This is a genomic window from Lentzea sp. NPDC054927, from assembly GCF_053610285.1.
Map to the genome: position 1 here is coordinate 85446 of NZ_JBSGXZ010000023.1, position 20824 is coordinate 106269.

General features: G+C 69.2%; 20 protein-coding genes. 10 read left to right on the forward strand and 10 right to left on the reverse strand.

Annotated elements, in window-relative coordinates:
* Positions 1–48: 48 nt before the first annotated feature.
* The 3 genes from hemQ to hemE are packed head-to-tail and all read right to left on the reverse strand — an operon-like array spanning position 49 to position 3226.
* Complete coding sequence (gene hemQ / locus ACWGE0_RS26975) at positions 49–741, reverse strand: hydrogen peroxide-dependent heme synthase (protein ID WP_319966897.1); 693 nt, start codon at positions 739–741, stop codon at positions 49–51.
* Between the two features lie 23 nt (positions 742–764).
* Positions 765–2192 (reverse strand): protoporphyrinogen oxidase, encoded by a 1428-nt coding sequence (gene hemG / locus ACWGE0_RS26980; RefSeq protein WP_452263685.1) that lies wholly within the window; start codon positions 2190–2192, stop codon positions 765–767.
* Positions 2192–3226 (reverse strand): uroporphyrinogen decarboxylase, encoded by a 1035-nt coding sequence (hemE, locus tag ACWGE0_RS26985; protein ID WP_452263686.1) that lies wholly within the window; start codon positions 3224–3226, stop codon positions 2192–2194. Before hemE ends, hemG begins: the two co-directional genes overlap by 1 nt.
* A gap of 72 nt (positions 3227–3298) precedes the next feature.
* On the opposite strand from hemE, the gene ACWGE0_RS26990 reads away from it, so the two are divergent.
* Complete coding sequence (locus tag ACWGE0_RS26990) at positions 3299–3841, forward strand: DUF3000 domain-containing protein (protein WP_030479951.1); 543 nt, start codon at positions 3299–3301, stop codon at positions 3839–3841.
* A 16-nt stretch (positions 3842–3857) separates the two neighbouring features.
* Here the strand turns inward: ACWGE0_RS26990 and ACWGE0_RS26995 are convergent, their stop codons facing one another.
* A complete protein-coding gene (locus ACWGE0_RS26995; RefSeq protein ID WP_452263687.1) occupies positions 3858–5009 on the reverse strand; it encodes a dipeptidase in 1152 nt (383 codons plus the stop codon).
* 255 nt (positions 5010–5264) lie between these two features.
* Here ACWGE0_RS26995 and ACWGE0_RS27000 point away from each other — a divergent pair, with 255 nt between their 5' ends.
* On the forward strand, positions 5265–5981 hold the full coding sequence (locus tag ACWGE0_RS27000; RefSeq protein ID WP_015099292.1) for a response regulator: 717 nt from the start codon (positions 5265–5267) through the stop codon (positions 5979–5981).
* 70 nt (positions 5982–6051) lie between these two features.
* Complete coding sequence (locus ACWGE0_RS27005) at positions 6052–7326, forward strand: HRDC domain-containing protein (protein ID WP_452263688.1); 1275 nt, start codon at positions 6052–6054, stop codon at positions 7324–7326.
* 129 nt (positions 7327–7455) lie between these two features.
* Here the strand turns inward: ACWGE0_RS27005 and ACWGE0_RS27010 are convergent, their stop codons facing one another.
* Positions 7456–8097, reverse strand: a complete 642-nt coding sequence (locus ACWGE0_RS27010) for an O-methyltransferase (protein ID WP_452263689.1) — start codon at positions 8095–8097, stop codon at positions 7456–7458.
* A gap of 69 nt (positions 8098–8166) precedes the next feature.
* On the opposite strand from ACWGE0_RS27010, the gene ACWGE0_RS27015 reads away from it, so the two are divergent.
* The 3 genes from ACWGE0_RS27015 to ACWGE0_RS27025 all read left to right on the forward strand — a co-directional run bounded on the left by ACWGE0_RS27015 (position 8167) and on the right by ACWGE0_RS27025 (position 12514).
* The gene (locus tag ACWGE0_RS27015) at positions 8167–8772 is read left to right on the forward strand and encodes a TetR/AcrR family transcriptional regulator (RefSeq protein WP_452263690.1); all 606 of its coding nucleotides are present in this window, start codon (positions 8167–8169) and stop codon (positions 8770–8772) included.
* Complete coding sequence (locus tag ACWGE0_RS27020) at positions 8759–9244, forward strand: GNAT family N-acetyltransferase (protein WP_452263691.1); 486 nt, start codon at positions 8759–8761, stop codon at positions 9242–9244. Before ACWGE0_RS27015 ends, ACWGE0_RS27020 begins: the two co-directional genes overlap by 14 nt.
* A gap of 81 nt (positions 9245–9325) precedes the next feature.
* Positions 9326–12514, forward strand: coding sequence for a S8 family serine peptidase (locus tag ACWGE0_RS27025; RefSeq protein WP_452263692.1), 3189 nt, complete (start codon positions 9326–9328; stop codon positions 12512–12514).
* 37 nt (positions 12515–12551) lie between these two features.
* On the opposite strand, the gene ACWGE0_RS27030 is transcribed toward ACWGE0_RS27025, so the two are convergent.
* Genes ACWGE0_RS27030 through ACWGE0_RS27040 form a run of 3 tightly spaced genes read right to left on the reverse strand, consistent with a single transcriptional unit; the run spans position 12552 to position 14492 of the window.
* Entirely contained in the window at positions 12552–13304 is a 753-nt protein-coding gene (locus ACWGE0_RS27030) for a hypothetical protein (protein ID WP_452263693.1), read from the reverse strand.
* A complete protein-coding gene (locus ACWGE0_RS27035) occupies positions 13301–13801 on the reverse strand; it encodes an RNA polymerase sigma factor (RefSeq protein WP_452263694.1) in 501 nt (166 codons plus the stop codon). The genes ACWGE0_RS27030 and ACWGE0_RS27035 overlap by 4 nt, the downstream gene beginning before the upstream one ends.
* A gap of 46 nt (positions 13802–13847) precedes the next feature.
* Positions 13848–14492: a MerR family transcriptional regulator gene (locus ACWGE0_RS27040; protein ID WP_452263695.1), complete on the reverse strand. Its 645-nt coding sequence runs from the start codon at positions 14490–14492 to the stop codon at positions 13848–13850.
* Positions 14493–14551: 59 nt separating this feature from the next.
* On the opposite strand from ACWGE0_RS27040, the gene ACWGE0_RS27045 reads away from it, so the two are divergent.
* From ACWGE0_RS27045 to ACWGE0_RS27060, 4 genes are all read left to right on the forward strand, one after another.
* A complete protein-coding gene (locus ACWGE0_RS27045; protein WP_452263696.1) occupies positions 14552–15433 on the forward strand; it encodes a hypothetical protein in 882 nt (293 codons plus the stop codon).
* Positions 15430–15879, forward strand: coding sequence for an ABA4-like family protein (locus tag ACWGE0_RS27050; protein ID WP_452263697.1), 450 nt, complete (start codon positions 15430–15432; stop codon positions 15877–15879). Before ACWGE0_RS27045 ends, ACWGE0_RS27050 begins: the two co-directional genes overlap by 4 nt.
* 92 nt (positions 15880–15971) lie before the next feature.
* Entirely contained in the window at positions 15972–17186 is a 1215-nt protein-coding gene (locus tag ACWGE0_RS27055) for a thiolase family protein (RefSeq protein WP_452263698.1), read from the forward strand.
* Positions 17183–19291 (forward strand): 3-hydroxyacyl-CoA dehydrogenase NAD-binding domain-containing protein, encoded by a 2109-nt coding sequence (locus ACWGE0_RS27060; RefSeq protein ID WP_452263699.1) that lies wholly within the window; start codon positions 17183–17185, stop codon positions 19289–19291. The genes ACWGE0_RS27055 and ACWGE0_RS27060 overlap by 4 nt, the downstream gene beginning before the upstream one ends.
* A gap of 69 nt (positions 19292–19360) precedes the next feature.
* On the opposite strand, the gene ACWGE0_RS27065 is transcribed toward ACWGE0_RS27060, so the two are convergent.
* Together ACWGE0_RS27065 and ACWGE0_RS27070 are read right to left on the reverse strand one after the other, a co-directional pair.
* Positions 19361–19573: a hypothetical protein gene (locus ACWGE0_RS27065; RefSeq protein ID WP_452263700.1), complete on the reverse strand. Its 213-nt coding sequence runs from the start codon at positions 19571–19573 to the stop codon at positions 19361–19363.
* Between the two features lie 398 nt (positions 19574–19971).
* Positions 19972–20823 carry a type VII secretion target gene (locus ACWGE0_RS27070; RefSeq protein WP_452263701.1) on the reverse strand — a complete coding sequence of 284 codons (852 nt, stop codon included), beginning with the start codon at positions 20821–20823 and terminating at the stop codon, positions 19972–19974.
* Position 20824 lies beyond the last annotated feature (1 nt).

Sequence of the window (20824 nt, forward strand, 5' to 3'; positions counted from 1 at the left end):
ACGGAAAAGGGCCGCCCTGAAATCTCCGGGGCGGCCCTTTTCTCGTTGTCACGGCAGGTTGGTGACCAGCTCGGCCGCCGGGATGCGGGTGCCCGTGTAGAACGGGATCTCCTCACGCACGTGCAGTCGCGCCTCAGTGCCACGCAGGTGACGCATCAGGTCGACGATCCGGTGCAGCTCGTCCGCCTCGAACGCGAGCAGCCACTCGTAGTCGCCCAGCGCGAACGACGCGACGGTGTTCGCGCGCACGTCCGGGAAGTCGCGGGCTTCCTTGCCGTGGTCCGCCAGCATCTTGCGGCGGTCCTCCTCCGGCAGCAGGTACCACTCGTAGGACCGCACGAACGGGTAGACGCACACGTACTTGCGCGCCTCTTCACCCGCGAGGAACGCGGGGATGTGGCTGCGGTTGAACTCCGCCGGGCGGTGCAGGGCGACCTGCGACCAGACCGGCGTGGAGACCTTGCCCAGCGGCGTGCGGCGGAAGCCGGTGTAGGCGGCCTGCACCTGCTCGATCTCCTCGGCGTGCCACCAGATCATGAAGTCCGCGTCGGCCCGCAGACCGGCCAGGTCGTAGACACCGCGGACGATGACGCCCTTGCCCTCCAACGCGTCCAGGTAGTTCTGGGTCTCGGAGGCGGCAGCCGTTCGGTCCTCCGGCAGCTTCCCCGGTTCGACCCGGAACACAGACCACATCGTGTAGCGGATGGTGTCGTTGAGTTCGTTGTAGTTCAGGCGCGCCATAGGTCCATCTTGGCACGGGCCGCTCAACGGCGAACGCGGCCCAGCAGGTGTGCTGCGACACGGGCGGCGGCCGCGTCGGCGGTGGCGATGCACGCGGGCACACCGACGCCGTGCAGCGCGGCGCCCGCGACGGCGATGCCCGGCACGTGCCCGATGCCCCGCTCGATGGTGTCGACCAGGTCGACGTGGCCGACGCCGTACTGCGGCAGCCCGCCGCCCCAGCGCTGCACCACGTAGTCGATCGGTTCCGCCCTGATCCCGGTCAGCTCGTGCAGGTCGTTGCGCACGGCTTTGACGAGGTCGGCGTCGCTGCGCTGCAGGAGCGCCGTCTCGCCGTGCCGCCCGACCGAACCGCGCAGCACGACCGGTTCGCCGTAGTGGGACCACTTGCGGCTGGAGAACGTGAACGCCTTGGCGGTGAACGGGGTGATGCGGTCGCTGTACCGCTCCCCCTCCGCGATCAGGATGCCGGAGCGGTCCGGCAGCTCGGTGCCCGGCGGCAGCGCGAGCGCGACCACGGCCATCGATGCGACCTCGATCTTGCTGTAGGCGGCGGACACCTGCGGCGCGATCTCGTGCAGCAGCTTGCGCGCCGACGGAGCCGGGACCGCGAGCACGATGCCGTCGCAGTCCAGGTACTCCGGCGTCGCGGCCGAGCCGATCTCCAACCGCCAGCCGTCGCCCAGCCACGAGAGCACGCGCACCGGCAGGCCCAGGCGGACTTCCGGCTTCGCGACCTCGGCGAGCCGGTCGACCAGCGACTGAACACCGTTGCTGAGGCTGGCGAAGACGGGCGCACGTGCGGCGCGGGGCTGTGGCGGCGCGGGCATCATCATCGCGGCGGCCGCGAGCAGCGAGCCGACGCCCTTGTCCAGCAGCGACGCGATCTGCGGCATCGTGGCGCGCAGGCCCAGCTCGTCCGCGCGGCCCGCGTAAACACCACCCAGCAACGGACTGACCAGCCGGTCGGCGACCTCGGGACCGAACCGGTCCTTCGTGAGCGCGCCGACGGCGACGTCGCCGCCCCTGAGCTCGATCGGCGGCAGCGTCGGTTCCATCTCGACCCGCAACGCGCCCTCGGACGACAGCATGTGCCGCACGGTCTCGACGCTCGCCGGGACACCCATGAACGTGTGCGCCGGCAGCTGGTGCGTGCGCCCGGCCGCGTGGACCGATGCTTTCGCACCGGTCGGATGCACGACGTGATCGGCGAGCCCGACCTCGTTGATCAACTCCTGCGCCTCGGGTTTGCGGTGCAGGAAGGCCTCGGTGCCGACGTCGAACCGCACGCCCGCGAGCTCGGTGGTGCGCAGCTTGCCGCCGAGGCGGTCGGACTGCTCGATCACCGTGATCCTGGCCTGGGGACCGAGCAGCATCCGCAACCTGTGCGCGGCGGCCAGGCCGGAGATGCCTCCTCCGACAACTGCGACGTGCGGCACTCTTCCGTGCATTACAAGCTGTGGATCAGTTCGACGGTCCGGGTGATGATCTCCGGATCGGTGTCGGGGAGCACGCCGTGGCCCAGGTTGAAGATGTGGCCCGCGGCCGCCTTGCCCTCGGCGTGGATGCGGCGCACCTCGCGTTCGACGGCCTCGAAGCCCGCGAAGAACAACGCCGGGTCGAGGTTGCCCTGCACGACCGGCTTCGGCAGCTCGGGGTTCGCCTGCTGGAGACGCTGCACGGCGACGTCGAGCGGGATCCGCCAGTCGACGCCGACGACGTCCGCTCCGGCCTCGCGCATCGCGGGCAGCAGCTCACCGGTGCCGACGCCGAAGTGGATGCGCGGCACGGTGCTGATCGTCTCGAGGACGCGGGTGGAGTGCGGCAGGACGAACTCGCGGTAGTCGCGCTCGGACAGCGCGCCCGCCCACGAGTCGAACAGCTGGACCGCCTGCACACCGGCGTCGAGCTGCGCGTGCAGGAACGCCGCGGTGACGTCCGCGATCTTGGCGAGCAGCGCGTGCCACAGCTCGGGGTTGCCGTGCATGAGCGCCTTGGTGCGCTCGTGGTTCTTGCTCGGCCCGCCCTCGACCAGGTAGGAGGCGAGCGTGAACGGCGCGCCGGCGAACCCGATCAGGGCGACCTCGGCGGGCAGTTCCTTGAGCAGCAGCCCGATCGCGTCCGCGACCGGCTGGACCTGCTCGGCGTGCAGCTCGGGGAGCCGTCGCACGTCTTCGAGCGTCCTGACCGGGTTCACGACCACGGGACCGGTGCCCGCGACGATGTCCAGGTCGACACCGGCGGCCTTGAGCGGCACCACGATGTCGGAGAACAGGATCGCGCCGTCGACGCCGTGCCGCCGGACGGGCTGCATGGTGATCTCGCAGACCATCTCCGGGTCCATGCAGGCGTCGAGCATCGCGGTGCCCTGGCGAAGTGCCCGGTACTCGGGCAACGACCGTCCCGCCTGCCGCATGAACCAGACAGGGGTGTGCGACGGGGTGCCGCCACTTGCGGCCACGAGGAGAGGAACTTGTGCGCTCATATCGCTTTCATGGTCCCACGTCTCGGCGTGCCGCCATCACTCGGTCGGTTTGCGAGGCATACAGTCAGTTGCGTGACCGAGCCGGAAATCTTCCGCCGGGCGGTGGGGACGCTCAAGTCGGTTCGCCACAGGCCCGAGATCGAACTCACCGAGGTTCGCCCACCGCAGCGGCTCGCGCCGTGGGCGTACGCGCTGACGGCTGAGGTCACCGGCCCGTCGGACGAGCTGTCGACCGGGAGGCTCGTGCTGCTGCACGACCCGGACGGCGACGAGGCGTGGGGCGGTGTCCTGCGTGTTGTCGCGTACGTGCGCGTCGAACTGGACCACGAGCTGGCGTCCGATCCACTGCTGCCCGAGGTCGGGTGGTCGTGGCTGACGGAGGCCCTCGAACAGTCCGGTGCCGGGTTCACCGCACTGGGCGGCACGGTCACCCAGACGTCCTCGGCACGGTTCGGCGACATCGCGGGACCCGCTCGCACCGACGACCTGGAGCTGCGCGCCTCGTGGACCGCGCTCGACGGAGAACTCGCCGAGCACGGCACCGCGTTCTACGAGCTGATGGCGACAGCCGTGGGACTGCCGCCGGTCGGCGTCACTCTCTTCGGGCAGCGTTGATACAGCCAGGGCTGTTTCAGACGGGCTGATCAGCGTCGCGCAGGACACGCAGGATGTTCGCGCCCGCGAGCTTCGTGCAGTCGTCCTCTGACCAGCCCTTGTCGAGCAGTGCGCCGATGAGGTTCGGATAGGTCGAGACGTCCTCTAGTCCTTGCGGAAGCGATTTCACGCCGTCGTAGTCGCCGCCGAGACCCATGTGGTCGATGCCGACGACCTCACGCGCGTGTTCGAGATGCGCGACGACGTCGTCGAGGGTCGCGCTGGGCTTCGGGTTGTCCACCGACCACTTCTCGCTGAACGTCTTGCGCTCCCCCATGTCGGCGTGGCTCGCGCCGGCGGCGGTCATCGCGTCACGAAGGGCTGCGTCCCATTCAGCGACACGGGGTGAGACGAAGTCCGGGACGAATGTGATCATGGCCACACCGCCGTTGGACCTCAGCTTGACCAGAACGTCGTCCGGGATGTTGCGCGGGTGGTCCGCGACGTGGCGGCAGGACGAGTGGCTGAAGATCACAGGCTTGACGCTCGTGTCGAGCGCGGCGTGCATCGTGCTGGGCGCGACGTGGCTCAGGTCGACGAGCATGCCGATCCGGTTCATCTCGCGCACGACGTCGCGGCCGAACTCGGTCAGCCCGCCGTGTTCTGGCTGGTCAGTGGCGCTGTCGGCCCACGGCGTGTTGTCGTTGTGGGTGAGCGTCATGTACCGGACGCCCAGACGCCGCAGCGCTCGCAGCACCCCGAGTGAAGAGTTGATGGAATGTCCGCCCTCGGCACCCAGGAGGGAGGCGACACGCCCGGACGCGAAAACTTTTTCAGCCTCGGCGGCGGTCGTGGCGATGCCCAGGTGTTCGGAGTAACGCTCCGCCAGTTCGTAGACCAGTTCGACCTGCTCCAGCACGGCGGTCACGGCGCCGTCTCCCGCCAGCCGGCCGGGAATCCAGACGGACCAGAACTGCATCCCCAAGCCGCCCTCGCGCATTTTCACGATGTCCGTGTGCAGGCTGGGATGACGTTCCGTGAGATCGATCTTGGCGGCGGTCGTGTAGACGTCCTCGCCCGTTCCATCACCGAACTCGCGCAGAGCCCACGGCAAGTCGTTGTGGCCGTCGACGAGGGGCACACGCTGCAGCAACGCACGGGCTCGCTCGTGACCGGTAGAGCTCTGCACAACCAACTCCTAGATGTCGTTCTGAGAGGGACGCGTGTTACTCCCCCTATCTAGTTGTCATCCGATCGTGTGACACATGAGGCCATCTGTCACAACTCAATAGGGATAGATACCCGATTGATCGTCCCGTAGACCCGCATGGGCGGCTACGCTGCCCCAGACGACACCACTTTCGGTCGATCAGTGGCGCGGCTGATTGGACGAAAGTCTCCGGTGCCGGTCGGGGGGCACGACCGACTCCAGGGAGGTAGTGACGTGGCTGCCGTCGGCTTAGGTCAGGCCGTTCGTACCACGCCAGCCGGCTCGTTGCCGGCGAACATGGTCCCGCACCCGCGGGAAGAGCTTTTTTCAGTGCTGGTGGTCGACGACCACCCACTGCTGAGGGAGGCGATATCAGCCCGGCTCACCCAAATGGGAGCCGGCACAGTTCATGAGGCCGCTTCGGTGGCGGAGGCTCGGGCGCGGGCACTCGCTACCGGACCATGCGACCTCGCGATCCTCGATCTGGGCCTGCCGGATGGCACCGGCATCGACCTGGTCACGGAACTCCGTGCTCAGGGCTGGCCCCGCATCGTGGTCCTCGCATCCTCCGACGACCCCTACGCGGTCAGGTCGGCCTTCCAGGCGGGCGCCCAGGCGTACCTCCTGAAGTCCGCCTCTCCGATGGTGGTCACCGACGGGGTGCGCAGGGTTCTCGATGGTGGCGTTTACGCAGATCCGAGCGTGGCACCAGTACTCGCAGCGGGTACTCGGGTGCCGGGCACGGACAACACGCCGCGGGAACTCTCCGCGCGTGAGGTCGAGGTGCTCCAGCTGGTCGCCGATGGCCAGAGCAACAAGGAAATCGGCGAGGCTCTGAGCTTGTCCGCGTTGACGGTGAAGTCTCACCTGTCGCGGATCGGCCGGAAGCTGGGCACCGGGGATCGCGCTCAGATGGTCGCGCTGGCAATGCGTGCCGGCGTGATCCGTTAGATACCGGTTTGAAGCACTGAACCGGCCGAGAACACCTGTGAGTGGTGCGATCGTCGTAGGGTCATCCGCTGTGGATGTACCCGCCGACGAGCCAACCGCACCAACCGGACCAGATCCGGTACCGCTGACGGAACCTGCTGATGGGGTCCCGCCCGTGGTCGCCGATCCTGCTGCGCTCCGGCGAGCCGCTGACGCGCTCGCCGGGGCGAAGGGCCCGGTCGCGGTGGACACCGAGCGAGCCTCGGGCTACCGCTACTCACAGCGTGCCTATCTGGTGCAACTGCGCCGGGAAGGCGCCGGCACATGGTTGGTCGACCCGATCGCCCTAGGCGGACGGCTCGACCCACTGGTGCAGGCGTTGGACGGCACTGAGTGGGTGTTGCACGCGGCGTCTCAGGACCTGCCGTGCCTCGCCGAACTCGGGCTGCGACCCGGCGCGCTGTTCGACACCGAGCTGGCGGGCAGGCTGGCTGGGTTCGAACGCGTGGCATTGGGCACGCTGGTCGAGCGGCTGCTCGGCTTTCGGCTGGAGAAGGGGCACGGCGCGGCCGACTGGTCGCGCCGCCCCCTTCCTGCCGACTGGCTGACGTACGCCGCTCTGGACGTGGAGCTGCTCGTGCAGCTGCGCGACGTTCTCGAAACCGAGCTGGAGCGCCAGGGCAAACTCGCCTGGGCGCTCGAGGAGTTCGAGGCGGTACGGACGGCGCCGTTGCCGCGCCCCCGTACCGACCCCTGGCGGCGCACGTCGGGTATCCACCGCGTGCGCAACCAGCGGCAACTCGCCCTGGTCCGCTCCCTCTGGGAAGCCCGCGACACAGTGGCCCGCGATCGCGACATCGCCCCCGGCCGAGTCCTCCCGGACTCCGCGCTGATGGAGGCGGCCGCCCGCAACCCGGCGTCCGAAGCCGAACTGCTGGCTCTCCCGGTCTTCCGCGGCCGAGCTCAGCGCCGCATGTCCGGCGTCTGGATGAACGCCCTGCGCAAGGGCGCCGCCCTGACCAAGTCGGAGCTCCCGGAACCCGCGGGCCAGCACGACGGCCCACCCCCGCCCAACCGCTGGGCGGACAAGGACCCGGACGCCGCTGCCCGCCTGGCCGCGGCCCGCACGGCACTGGCGACCATCGCCGAGGCCAACACCCTGCCGGTGGAGAACCTCCTGCTGCCCGACCTGGTGCGCCGCACCTGCTGGCAGCCGCCGGCGGACCTCTCCCCCGAATCCGTGGCCACCGTGCTGCGCGACGGCGGGGCCCGCTCCTGGCAGATCGAGCTCACCCTCGAAGCCATGGCCAAGGCCCTGTCCGCCACCGCGCCGGCACCTCCGCCAGCACCCTCACCCACCACCTGATATCCGATATATCAGTTCACCCTCCGGCACACCGGTGGGCTACTCGTCGCTGACCTGGCCCTTAGCAATGAGTCTTTTGACATCGTCCGCAAAAGACTCATTGCCAAGGGCCGGTAGCGGTGGATCCGGTCAGGCCCGGCAGCTGATCTCCATGCCGTCCTCGACCGGGAACGCGACGCTGACGTAGCCGTTCGCCGGGTCGCGCACGTAGGCGAGGTAGCCGGCCATCGACTCCTGGTCGATGTCGTCGGCGACGACCAGCGCGCCGGGTGCGAGCCGGGGTTCGAGGTCGCGCAGCACCGGCAGGCAGAGGTCCTTCCAGCCGTCGAGCAGGACGAGCCCGATCGGGCCGGCCAGCCCGGCGAGCGAGCGACGGGCATCACCGGGCAGGATCGTCGCGACACCACCGAGACCCGCCTCGTCGAGGTTCTTCCGCGCGGTGGCGACCTTCGCCGCGGACATCTCGGTCCCGTACACGTGCCCCTTGCCGTTGTCGGCGACGGCCGCCGCCAGGTAGAGCGTCGAGATGCCGAACGACGTGCCGAACTCGACGACGGTGTCCGGCCGGCTGGACCGCACCAGTCCGTAGAGGAGCTCGCCACCACTGGCGGAGATCGGCATGTAGACATCGGCCAGCGCGTCGGCGCGTTCCTGCGCGCTGACCGAGCGCACGTCGTCCCACGGCGTGTCGAAGGTGTCGTCCGACGCGGCGGCGCCGAACAGCCGGTCGAGGAGTGAGCGAACCCGCGGTTCGTGCAAGGTGATGGTCATGGCGGCCAGAGTAGACGCAACGTTGCGTCTAGACTAGCCCGAGCTAAGGTACGGCTCCTGGAGGTGGCGATGGAGAGCAGCACCGCGCATCGCGGAAACCGGCACGGACGCAGCGAGGAAGCGCGGCAGGCCGTGCTGGAGGCGGCCGACGACCTGCTCGCCGAACGCGGTTTCGCCGGGGTGACGATCGAGGGCATCGCCGCACGGGCCGGCGTCGCGAAGCAGACGATCTACCGCTGGTGGCCGTCCAAGGTCGACGTGCTGCTGGAGGCGTTCACCGAGGACATGGCCCAGCACCTCACGCCGGAAGACCACGGCGACCTCGGCACCGATCTGCGCACCCACCTGGCGCGGCTCGCCGAGTTCCTCACCCAGTCCGATCCCGGCGCGGTGTTCCGCGCACTGACGGGCCAGGCCCAGCACGACCCGCAACTCGCGACCCGGCTGCGCGACGACCACCTCAGCGCCCAGCGAGACCGCGACCGCGTCCCACTGCTACGCGCGATCGAGCGCGGCGAACTGCCCGGCGACCTCGACGTGGACGTCGCACTCGACCACCTCGTCGGCCCCGTCCACTACCGCGCCCTGGTCACCGGCGCACCCGTGCCGCGCGCGTTCACCGACGACCTCGTCGCCGCCTTCCTGCACCGCCACCAACTGCATGATCAGCACTGACCGGCTGGACCTGCTGCCGCTCCAGGTCGAGCACGCCGAGGAGATGGCCGGCGTGCTGGCGGACCCGGCGCTGCACACCTTCATCGGCGGTGCCCCGTACTCCCCCGGCGCCCTCCTCGCCCGATACCGGCGACTGGCCACAGGCTCCCCCGACCCGGCCGAACGCTGGCTCAACTGGGTGATCCACCTCCGCGACGAAGGCCGTCTCGTCGGCACCGTCCAGGCGACGATCGCCGACCAGGTCGCCGAGATCGCGTGGGTGGTCGGCACGCCGTGGCAGGGGCGCGGCATCGCAGGCGAGGCCGCCCGAGGTCTCGTCGGCTGGCTCGCGACCGAACCGGTGCACACCGTCGTCGCCCACGTCCATCCCGACCACCACGCGTCCGCCGCCGTCGCCACGTCCGCCGGGCTCGCCGCTACCGACGTGCGGCAGGACGGCGAGGTCCGCTGGCAACGACTCCTGCGACTTTGACAGTTGCCGTTGCGAAATACCTGGGCCTCTTGACGGACATATGCCCTCCGAGGAGCAGTCCGTCCCGAGGAGAGGCCTCCGTTGAAACGAAATCTCCCCCTCGCTGTGGTCAGCCTCGCGCTGGCCACCGCGCTCTCCGGCGCCACCCCCGCCGCCGCGACCACGGCCGACACCACTCGGCCGACCACCCGATCCGGACAATCCGAACAGGCTGGGCACTGGATCACCCTGATCACCGGTGACCAGGTCCGCACCGGCGACAAGGGCAGGCCGGTCGAGTTCAAGCCCGCACCGGGTCGTGAGCACATCATGGTGTCCACCAGAGAGGACGGCGCGCACTTCTACGCCATCCCCGCCGACGTGGAAGCGATGATCACCGAGGGCAGGCTCGACCGGCGCCTGTTCGACCTCGCCCTGCTCAGCCGCCCCGAGTACACCAAGCGCAAGGGCCTCGGCCTGCTCGTGTCCGCAGGATCCGGTATGCAGAATGCGCGCTCGTTCAACCGCATCGGCGTCGACGCCGTCACGGTGACCGCCCAGGACGCCGCGAATGTGTGGAAGTCGCTGGCGACCAGCCGCACCGCGAAGACATCCATCTGGCTGGATGCTGTGTACAAAGCGGAACTCGACCGCAGCACCGCCCAGATCGGCGCACCGCAGGCGTGGCAGCAAGGTTTCGACGGCAAGGGCGTGAAGATCGCCGTGCTGGACACCGGCGTCGACAACACCCACCCCGACCTCGCCACCCAGGAGATCGCGGAGAAGAACTTCACCGACTCCCCCGACAACCAGGACCGCGTCGGCCACGGCACGCACGTCGCGTCCATCGCCGCCGGCACCGGCGCGAAGTCGGGCGGGAAGTTCAAGGGCGTGGCGCCGGGAGCGCGCATCCTCGACGGCAAGGTGCTCGGCGACGACGGATCGGGCTACGAGTCCGGGATCCTCGCGGGCATCGAGTGGGCCGTCGAGCAGCAGGCGGACGTCGTCAACATGAGCCTCGGCGGCGAGGACGGCCCGTTGCTGGACCCGATGGAGATCCTGATCAACAGGCTCTCCCGGGAGACCGGCACGCTGTTCGTCATCGCGTCGGGCAACTTCGGCCCGAACACCGTCGGCTCGCCCGGCAGCGCGGATGCCGCGCTCACCGTCGGCGCCGTGGACCGCGACGACAAGCTCGCGAGCTTCTCGAGCACCGGTCCGCGCAACGGCGACGGCGCGATCAAGCCGGACATCACCGCCCCCGGCGTCGGCATCGGCGCGGCGGCGGCAGGCAGGCTCGGGGAGACCCAGCCGAGGCCGGCCGACGGCTACATCTCGCTCAGCGGCACCTCGATGGCCACCCCGCACGTCACGGGCGCGGCGGCGATCCTCGCCCAGGTGCACCCGGACTGGAACGGCGACCAGATCAAGTCCGCGCTGATGGCGAGCGCGAAACCGGGCGCGCACAACCCGTTCGAGCAGGGCGCGGGCCGCACGGACGTCGCCAAGGCGATCAAGCAGACCGTGTCGTCCGGCTCGATCTCCTTCGGCACGGCGCTGTGGCCGCACCACGACGACGTCGCGATCAAGCGGGATGTCCTCTACCGCAACGAAAGCGACCAGCCGGTCACGCTCGACCTCGCACTGGGCACCACGGCACCGCAAGGGTTCTTCACGCTCGGGACCACCAAGCTGACCGTCCCCGCGCACGGCACCGCGAGCACCACGCTCACCGCCGACACCAAGCTCGGCGGCGACGGTTCCGGCACGTTCAGCGCGTACATCAACGCGAGCGGCGGCGGCCAATCTGTTGTCACCCCTGCGGCTGTGACCCGCGAACCCGAGCGGTACAGCGTCACGGTCAAGGCGATCGGCCGTGACGGCAAGCCCGCCGCGGACTGGCGCACGGAACTGCAGGGCGTCACCGGCGAAGCGAAGGGCAACTACGTCGGCCTCGGCACCGGCCTGGAGACCCTGCGCGTCGCCAAGGGTCGTTACCTGCTGACCGGCCGCCAGTGGGTCGGCCCCGAGCAGGCGAACCCGAACTACAACTGGTTCAACGGCACCAACATCGAGATCACCGGCGACATGACGATCACGCTGGACGCCCGTCAGGCCAAGCCCGTCGACATCACGCTGCCGGGCAACCCGACCGAGCGGCACTCGTACATCAGGGTCGGCCACAAGGTGCCGTCGATGGAGTACGGCTTCGGCCTGCTGGGCCTGCCGCTCACCGTCCTCAACACCGCGCACGTCGGCCCGGAGGGCAAGTCCGGTGAGATGAACGAACTGGTCGTCGCGTCCTACACCGGCGCCGACCAGAACGAGTTCCACGTCGTCGACCAGTCCACGACGCTCACCAAGTTCTGGACCGGCAACCGCAAGCACCTGAAGGCCAAGGACCTCGTGACCGTCGAGGCCTCGGCCGGCACCACCGCCGCGGGACGCACGGGCTTCCTGCACGCCGAAGCCGCCGTCGGTGAGAACCCGGTGTTCGGCGTCGCCTTCGGATACGCCCTGCCGCACACCCGGAAGCTGCACCTGTACTCGCCTACGCACACCTGGGGATTCCGCTTCGAGCAGGACAACGGCGACACGACCCAGGCGTACTGGCAAGGCGCGGAAGAACAGTTCAAACCGGGACGCACCTACCGGAAGACGTTCAACACCGGCGTTTTCGGTCCCGCGCTGACGAACGAACGCCGCGTCGGCCTGTACCGCGACGGTGACATCCTGTTCGGCAGCCTGCCGTTCTTCACCGACGGCCAAGGCCGCCCCGGCGGTTCGACGGTGGACTCGGGATCGACGGTGCTGAAGCAGAACGGCAAGGTGATCGACTCGACCGACCGGCCGCTGGACCTGGAGACGTTCTTCTCCATGCCCGAGGCACCCGGCCGGTACGAGCTGACCACCACGGCGAACCGTTCTGGCGTCGCGGCGATCAGCACGTCGATCACCACGACGTGGGGCTTCGACTCGGCCAGGACCGACGGCGTGGCGCAGATTCCGTTGTCGATGGTCCGGTTCACGCCGGAGATCGCCCTCGACGGAACCCTGCCCGCGCACCGGTTCCAGCGGATTCCGCTGACGCTGCAAGGCAAAGCCAGGTCGCTGACCACGCAGGTGTCCTACGACAGGGGCGCTACCTGGCAGCAGGCGTGGGTCGTCGGCGACTCGATGTTCGTCGTCAACCCGGCCAAGGGCGGCAGCGTGTCGTTGCGGGCCACGATGGTGGGCAAGGGCGGTGACTCGGTCACCCAGACCGTGCTCAACGCCTACCTGACGAAGTAGCGCGACGGGCCCGGCTCCGGCCGGGCCCGTTCTCGTTTCAGCGCTTCGGGAACGCCTCGTCGTAGACCGCTCGCAGCTCCGGCTCGTCGAGACCGCTGTAGCCGCACCCCATCACCTGCGCGTCGGACGCCGCCACCAAGTACTTCCGGCCGACCTCGGGCTCGAACCCCGCCAGCACCGGTGCCGCGGTGGTGTTCCGAACCTCCACAAGATCAGCCTCGCCGATCCAGGCCCGGTGCACCTGCAGCGTCACGACGTTGCCCTCGATCCGCAGCACGGTGGCCTCGAACGCCATCTGCGCGCTCTCCGCGAGAACCGCGGCTTCCGGTTTGCGGCAACGAACTTCGGGATCCGCCGGGGTCTCCGTCAGCACCGCGACCGTGGTCTTGCGCCCCTCCGACGAACTGGGGCTGACCGGCGGCGGGATCACCGGCGACGTGCCGGCGCTGGGCTGCGGCCGCGCGGTGACCGTCGGCCGTCCGCCACTGCCGTCCGGCGCACCGGAACCCGTCGCGAGACCAGGCAGGGTCGACGGCGGCAGCGCGACGGTCGGGCCCGTCTTCTGCTCGGAACCACCGTTCGCCAGCACGAGAACTCCGGCGACCACCGCGATCGCGGCCGCCGCGCCGACCAACACCGGCAACCTCCGCGCCGTCGCAAACCTTGGTGTGGAAGGGAAATCGAGCTTGGCACCGGCCACCAGCCGCTGCGCTTCCTCCTCCGGCAACGGACGCAACGACGCCGCCGGATCGGCGCGGCGCATCCTCTCGCGCAGGTCGTCCCCGCTCATGGCCGCTCTCCTTCCTCGTCCAGCATCGCCTTCATCTTCTTGCGGGCGCGGTGCAACCGGATGCTGACCGCGTTGGCGCTCATCCCGACGACCTGGGCGATCTCGGCCGGACCCAGCTCCTCCCACGCCCAGAGCCGCACCAGCTCGGCGTCCGCTGAGGACAAGCGGGCGAGCGCACCGGCCAGCGCCGGATCCGGGTCGTCGCGCGCCGGGGCGTGTTCGGGCGGTCTGGCCAGCTGCCAGATCCGCACGAGCAGCCGGTCCTGTCTGCGGCGCGTGCGCTCGGCGTTGGCGAGACAGTTGCGCGCCACGGCGTAAGCCCAGGCCAGCGGTTCGGCCGGCATCTCGTCACGGCGCCGCCAGGCGACCAGCAGCGTCTCGGACAGCACGTCGTCAGCGGTCGCCGAATCGGTCCGCCGGGCCAGGTACCGGCGCAGCGGCTCGATCAGCTCCTGCGCGACGGCCTCGAAGCCCGTCTGGCGCGGTTCCACGTCCACCTGCTCCACCTCGGGACATGTCCGGCAGGACGCCCGGTCTTTCAGTTCAGGACGACAGGTCGGCGGGTCCGTCGCCGATCACGTCGCGCGACACCTGGACGTGCGCGAGCCGCCGGACCGCCTTGAGCACGGTGTCGCCGATGAGGGTGCCGATGATCATCGCCTCGATGACGTCGTCACGGGACCTCTGCCTCGCGATGTAGTCGACGTCGGCCTGAGCGATGATCTTCAGCCCCTCCAGGTACGGGTCGAGCAGGTCGCGGAAGTGGTCGTGGCCGACCGAGCGGGCCGCGGACAGGGCGGCCGCGAGCATGTGGGTCACGTTGCTCTCGGTGACGTCGGCGCACTCGGCCTCACCCTGCCGCGCGAAGAAGGCCTGGACGTCCTCGACCGCGAGCGGGTCGAGCTCGGCCGTGCCCGGCTGGCTGATCGCCTCCTGCACGGCGCCGAGCTTCTTGTGCAACGACTCGCGGGTGTCGATGGCGGCGAGGACCTCGCGCACCGACGCGATGGAGAGGCCACCGACGTCCACAAGAGCACGGACGAGCCGGAGCCGGCGCAGGTGCTCGTCGTCGTAGTGGGCCTGGTTCGGGCTGGTCAGCACGCCGGCGGGCAGCAGTCCCTCGCGCAGGTAGTACTTGATCGTCGGCACGGGAACGCCGCTTCTCTTCGAAAGCTCGCCAACACGCATATGGATAGTGTAGCTTCCGGATAGTAGAGAGTGCCGCTATCCATTCAGGGGGTATAGAGATGCTTCGCACGTGGCACCGGCCATTAGTCGTCTTCGGCGGGCTGATGGTGGTCCTGATCCCGATCGCGCTCCTCGGGCTCCTGATCGACGACCGGACGCTGGTCAACTCGCCGATCTGGCTCAAGCCGTTCAAGTTCGCCGTGTCGCTGGCGCTCTACGCGTTCACGCTGGCGTGGCTGCTCACGTACCTGAAGAGGTTCCAGCGCCTCGGCTGGTGGACCGGCACCGTGCTGGCGACGGCCGGAACGATGGAGATGGTCGTCATCGTCGGCCAGGTCCTGCGCGGCAAGCGCAGTCACTTCAACTTCGAGACGCCGCTCGACGGGGCGTTGTTCTCGATCATGGGCGCGACGATCGTCGTGCTGTGGGTCACCCACGCGATCGTCGCGATCATGCTGTGGCGCACGAAGATCGAGAACCAGGCCCTGTCGTGGGCGATCCGGCTCGGGCTCGTCATCTCGTTCCTCGGACTCGGCGTCGGGTTCCTGATGACGCAGCCGAAGCCCGGCCAGGCCCTCGACGGCGGCACCCTCGGCTCGCACACGATCGGCGCGGCCGACGGCGGCGCGTACATGGCGATCACCGGGTGGAGCACCGAACACGGCGACCTGCGGGTCGGGCACTTCGTGGGCATGCACGCCCTGCAGGTGTTGCCCCTGCTCATCGCGCTGCTCGGCAGTCGCGCCACCACGAAGCTCGCCTGGGTCCTGAGCGGCTCGTTCCTGGGGATCTTCCTGCTCGTGACCTGGCAGGCGCTGCGCGGTCAGTCCCTGGTCCAGCCCGATGGCACGACACTGCTCGCGCTCGCCGGGATCGTCGTCGCGACCGCACTGGGTGTGGTGTGGGCGCGCGAACCGAAGAAGGAGCTCGTGCACGCATGACCGACACCCTGTTCGACCTGACGTTCCTGCTGATCGCGCCGTTCTGGCTGCTCATGATCTTCGCGCCGAAGTGGTCGTGGACCAGGAAGATCGCCGAGTCGTACCTGATCGTCCTGCCGCCTGTCGTGATCTACATCGTGCTGATGATCCCGGTGCTGCCGGAGCTGATTCCGCTGGTCACGCGTCCCGAACTGGGCCCGCTGGCCGAGTTCATGAGCACGCCCACCGGTGCGGCACTGGTGTGGGCGCACATGATCGCGTGGGACCTGTTCGTCGGGCGCTGGATGTACCTGGAAGGCCGCCGTCTCGACGTCCACCCGCTGGTGATGGCACCCGTTCTGGTGATCACGATCCTGCTGGCGCCGGTCGGGTTGCCGCTGTTCCTGATCGTGCGCAAGGTGTGTGACACAACGAACAGGGGTGCCACTGTGGTTACTCACCAGTAACTAGGGTTAGAGTTGGCGTTACCGACCGGTAGGGATGTCGCGCACCCCCTGCCGGAGTGGACAGAGTTGTCACCACAAGTGGAGGAGACGCCGTGGCCGCACCAGCAGCGCCGGCACGCGTTCGGAACGTGGTCTTCGTCGACGGTGTCCGTACGCCGTTCGGCAAGGCCGGTCCCAAGGGCATTTTCGCCGAGACACGTGCCGACGACCTCATCGTGAAGGTCATCCGTGAGCTGCTGCGCAGGCATCCCGAGCTGCCGCCGGAGCGCGTCGACGAGGTCGCCATCGCGGCGACCACGCAGATCGGCGACCAGGGCCTCACGCTCGGTCGCACGGCGGCGTTGCTCGCGGGCCTGCCGAAGTCGGTCCCCGGTTACTCGATCGACCGCATGTGCGCGGGCGCGATGACCGCCGTGACCACCGCCGCGAGCGGCATCGCGTTCGGCGCGTACGACATCGCCATCGCCGGCGGCGTCGAGCACATGGGCCGCCACCCGATGGGCGAGGGCGTCGACCCGAACCCGCGCTTCCTGTCGGACAAGATCGTCGACACCAGCGCGCTCGTGATGGGCCAGACCGCGGAGAACCTGCACGACCGGTTCCCGCACATCACCAAGGACCGCACCGACGCGTACGCGGCCGCTTCGCAGGCCAAGTACGCCGACGCGATCAAGAACGGCAAGATCGGGCCGGAGCTCGTGCCCGTCGCGACCCGCTCCGCGGAGAACGGCTGGGGCCTCGCGACGGCGGACGAGCCGCCGCGTCCGGGCACCACGGTCGACGACCTGGCGAAGCTCAAGACGCCGTTCCGCCCGCACGGCCGGATCACCGCGGGCAACGCGGCCGGTCTGAACGACGGCGCGACCGGCTGCATCCTCGCCGAGGAGGAGACCGCGCGCGAGCTCGGCCTGCCCGTCGGCATGCGGATGGTCGGCTACTCGTTCCTGGGTGTCGAGCCCGAGGTCATGGGCATCGGCCCGGTGCCCGCCACCGAGAAGGCCCTCCAGCGCGCCGGTCTGTCCATTGAGGACATCGGCCTGTTCGAGGTCAACGAGGCGTTCGCCATCCAGGTGCTCGCGTTCCTCGACCACTTCGGCATCGCCGACGACGACCCCCGCGTGAACCAGTGGGGCGGCGCGATCGCGACCGGCCACCCGCTGGCGTCTTCGGGTGTGCGCCTCATGACGCAGCTGTCGCGTCAGTTCGCCGAGCGTCCGGACGTGCGCTACGGCCTCACCACCATGTGCATCGGCATCGGCATGGGCGGGACCGTCATCTGGGAGAACCCGAACTGGAGTGGCAAGTGACCATCACCGCTGAGGAAGCAAAGGCGATCTTCCCCGACGAGGTCGTCACGGTTGCCAAGACGCGTCTGATCTCCGTGCCTGGCTTGGACAAGCCGGTCGCGTTCATCACGATCGACAACGGCCTGGACCACACCCGTCCGTCGACGTTCGGCCCGCAGTCGCTGGTGTCGCTCGGTGCTGCGTTCGACGAGGCCTACGCGGCCTCGCCCGCCGCCATCGCGGTGACCGGCAAGCCGTTCATCTTCGCCGTCGGCGCGGACCTGTCCGCCGTCGAGCAGGCGACGGACCGCTCGCAGGGCCTCACGATCGGCAAGCTGGGCCACGAGGTCTTCAAGAAGTTCACCGACTCGGACATCCCGACCTTCGCCTTCGTCAACGGCGCGGTCATGGGTGGCGGGCTCGAGCTCGCGCTGTCGTGCCACTACCGCACGCTGGCGTCGAACGCGGCCGCGATCGCGCTGCCCGAGGTGTTCCTGGGCCTGTTCCCCGGCTGGGGCGGCACGCAGCTGCTGCCGAACCTGATCGGCGCCGACGACGCCGTGACGGTGATCTTCGAGAACGCGTTGAACCAGAACAAGATGCTCAAGCCGGCCGACGCGCTGAAGCTGGGCATCACGGACGTGCTGTTCGACTCCGCCGACTACCTGGAGCAGTCGCTGCTGTGGCTGTCCGGTGTCGTGCGCGGTGAGATCACCGTGCCGCGCAAGGAGATCGACCGCGGCGAGGCGTGGGACGCCGCCGTCGCGCGCGCCAAGGCGATCGTCGCCGGCAAGACGAAGGGTGCCGCTCCCGGTGCGGAGAAGGCGTTGGCGCTGCTGGAACTGGCGCGCGAGAACGACCTGGACAAGGGCTACGCCGCCGAGACCGAGGGCCTCGCGGACCTCGTGATGAGCGACGAGCTGCGCGCGGGCCTGTACTCGTTCAACCTGGTGCAGAAGCGCGCGAAGCGCCCGGCCGGTGCGCCCGACAAGTCGTTGGCGCGCAAGGTCACCAAGGTCGGCGTCGTCGGTGCGGGCCTGATGGCCTCGCAGATGGCGCTGCTGTTCATCCGCCGCCTGCACGTGCCGGTCGTGCTGACCGACATCGACCAGGCGCGCGTGGACAAGGGCGTCGGCTACGTCCACAGCGAGATCGACAAGCTGGCGGGCAAGAAGCGCATCTCGCCGGACGAGGCCAACCGCCTCAAGGCGCTGGTGTCCGGTTCGCTGGACAAGTCCGCGTTCTCCGACGCCGACTTCGTGATCGAGGCCGTGTTCGAGGACCTCGCCGTGAAGCAGCAGGTGTTCGCCGAGGTCGAGGAGCACGTCTCCCCCGAGGCCATCCTCGCCACGAACACCTCGTCGCTGTCCATCACGGACATGGCGTCGAAGCTCAAGCACCCCGAGCGGGTCGTCGGCTTCCACTTCTTCAACCCGGTCGCGGTCATGCCGCTGCTGGAGATCGTGCGCGCCGAGCAGACCGACGACGCCACGCTCGCCACGGCGTTCTCGATCGGCAAGCAGCTCAAGAAGTCCTCGGTGCTCGTGAAGGACGCGCCCGCGTTCGTCGTGAACCGCCTGCTGACCCGCTTCATGGGCGAGGTCATCAAGTCGGTCGACGAGGGCACCTCCTTCGAGGTCGCCGACAAGGCCACCGAGCCGCTCGGCCTGCCGATGTCGCCGATGATCCTGCTGCAGCTGGTCGGTTCCGCCGTCGCGCTGCACGTGTCGGAGACGATGCACGGCGCGTTCCCCGACCGCTTCTCGGTATCGGAGAACATGAAGAAGTTCGTCGCCGCCGGCAAGGGCGCTGTCTGGCAGTGGGACTCCACCGGTGCGCAGAGTGTCGACCCCGAGGTCCAGGCGCTGTGGGAGTTCGGCTCCTCGCCCCTGACCGGTGAAGAGGTCAAGACGCGCGCGCTGGAGGCGTTGGCCGAGGAGATCCGGATCATGCTCGACGAGGGCGTGGTCGCGGAGGCGCAGGACATCGACCTGTGCATGATCCTGGGCGCCGGGTGGCCGTTCTGGCTGGGCGGCATCACGCCGTACCTGGACCGCACCGGCATCTCGGAGAAGGTGACGGGCAAGCGTTTCCTGGCGCCTGGTGTGGCGTCCGTGCCCGCCTAGGTCGCACATGGCAAAGCCCCGGCTCTCTCGACGGAGCCGGGGCTTTCCTGTGTTCTCAGGCCTGGTAGATCAGCTTTTCCGGGGCTGGCCGCTGATCCACGCCTTGGCGAGCTTGCCGGCGGCCGCGCGGAAGACCCCGTCGGTGTTGCCGTCATCGGGCAGAATCGTCTCCGCCTGCTTGTCCAGCACGAGGTAGCGCACCGTGCCGCCGTCGGTGTGGAACCGGTAGCGGACCGCGGTCTGCGTCTCCTCTTCCTTGTGCAGGTACACGAGCATGGCCATCCGGTACTACCTCCACGGCTTGCTGAAGTCTTCGTTGCCCCGTTGCCGCCCGGCGCAGTGAAGCCGCGGCTGCCGTCCACCCGCGGCACGTCGCTGACGTTGCGCGCGACGTCACCGACGTCGTCCGATCCCCTGATCGACGGGTAGGCGTCGTCCGACCATCGCTCGGTCCGCTCGTAGGACTTCAGCGAGCCGTCGTTCTTGGGCCGGGCACCACCGGTCTGGCCGGGTACGGGCGCCTCGTCTCCCCTGCGGGCCGGCTTCTTGAGGTCGTCCATCACCTTGCGGACGCGTTTGAAGATGTCGCCGATCTTCGCGCCCCACCCGGCGACCGCGGAGGCGGCCTGCGCGGCGACCACCGGAGCCGCGAGTCCCGCCGTGAACGCCAGCTCGCCCGCCTACACGATCAGCCGCCCGACCAGATCCGCCACCAGGTCGCGGACGAACTCCCGCACGACCCCCACGACGGTCCCCGCCATCTCGACGGCCGACCCGAACCCGTCGGCCGCACTGGACGCGCCCTTGAGCACGTCGGCGGTCTTGGCCGCGGCCGCCCGGTACGCGTCGCCGGCGGCACCCTGCCAGCCCGCGGTGTCCGCGGCGACGTCCCGGGTGTAGTCGTCGTGGACGTCACCCACGACCTTCGCGACGTTGTGCCACGTCCTGCCGTGCGCGCCGACCAGATCCGCGTTGCCCGCGAGCCAGTCCAGCGCGTCCGACAACGGCTTCACGTGCTCGATCAGCCAGGACGCTCCGGCCGAGGCCAGCGACCCCAGCGGGTCGACGTAGATGCTGAGCCCCTCGAGCGCGACCCCTGCGACACCGAGCCCGATGTCGACCCAGTTGCCGCTTTCGATGCCGGCCTTGAGATCCGCCGCGGAGTCCGCGATGCCGATCCCGGTGTGCCAGGTGGTGCTGTCTTCTTCCGGGGCGATCAGCGGGTTGGTCACCGCAGGCCCCCCGAACCTCACCGCGTTGTCGTCGTCGCGGCGTTCGTATTCGTCCGCGGTGTGCCGGATGTTGGTCGCGATCTCGGTGACGCCGTTGTTGCCCGCGGCGAGCGCGTCGTAGGCCTCCTGCTCGATGCCCCTGATCAACGGCGGCAGGAAGGCGCAGATCTTGCCGTACGCGGCGTCGTCCATGCTCACGTACCGCGCGGCGTACAGGGCCTGGCCGAGTCGTTCCGCGAGCCCGTCGAGCTTGCTCGCGTGCGACCGCAGTTCAGTGGGCAGAACATCGAAGCCACCCACC

Coding starts and splice junctions, on each gene's coding strand:
- ACWGE0_RS27015 (WP_452263690.1), top strand. CDS start 8,167: ATGGAGAGCAGCACCGCGCATCGCGGAAACCGGCACGGACGCAGCGAG.
- ACWGE0_RS27040 (WP_452263695.1), bottom strand. CDS start 14,492: ATGCGTGTTGGCGAGCTTTCGAAGAGAAGCGGCGTTCCCGTGCCGACG.
- ACWGE0_RS27045 (WP_452263696.1), top strand. CDS start 14,552: ATGCTTCGCACGTGGCACCGGCCATTAGTCGTCTTCGGCGGGCTGATG.
- hemG (WP_452263685.1), bottom strand. CDS start 2,192: ATGCACGGAAGAGTGCCGCACGTCGCAGTTGTCGGAGGAGGCATCTCC.
- ACWGE0_RS27065 (WP_452263700.1), bottom strand. CDS start 19,573: ATGGCCATGCTCGTGTACCTGCACAAGGAAGAGGAGACGCAGACCGCG.
- ACWGE0_RS27010 (WP_452263689.1), bottom strand. CDS start 8,097: ATGACCATCACCTTGCACGAACCGCGGGTTCGCTCACTCCTCGACCGG.
- hemQ (WP_319966897.1), bottom strand. CDS start 741: ATGGCGCGCCTGAACTACAACGAACTCAACGACACCATCCGCTACACG.
- hemE (WP_452263686.1), bottom strand. CDS start 3,226: ATGAGCGCACAAGTTCCTCTCCTCGTGGCCGCAAGTGGCGGCACCCCG.
- ACWGE0_RS27030 (WP_452263693.1), bottom strand. CDS start 13,304: ATGAGCGGGGACGACCTGCGCGAGAGGATGCGCCGCGCCGATCCGGCG.
- ACWGE0_RS27020 (WP_452263691.1), top strand. CDS start 8,759: ATGATCAGCACTGACCGGCTGGACCTGCTGCCGCTCCAGGTCGAGCAC.
- ACWGE0_RS27050 (WP_452263697.1), top strand. CDS start 15,430: ATGACCGACACCCTGTTCGACCTGACGTTCCTGCTGATCGCGCCGTTC.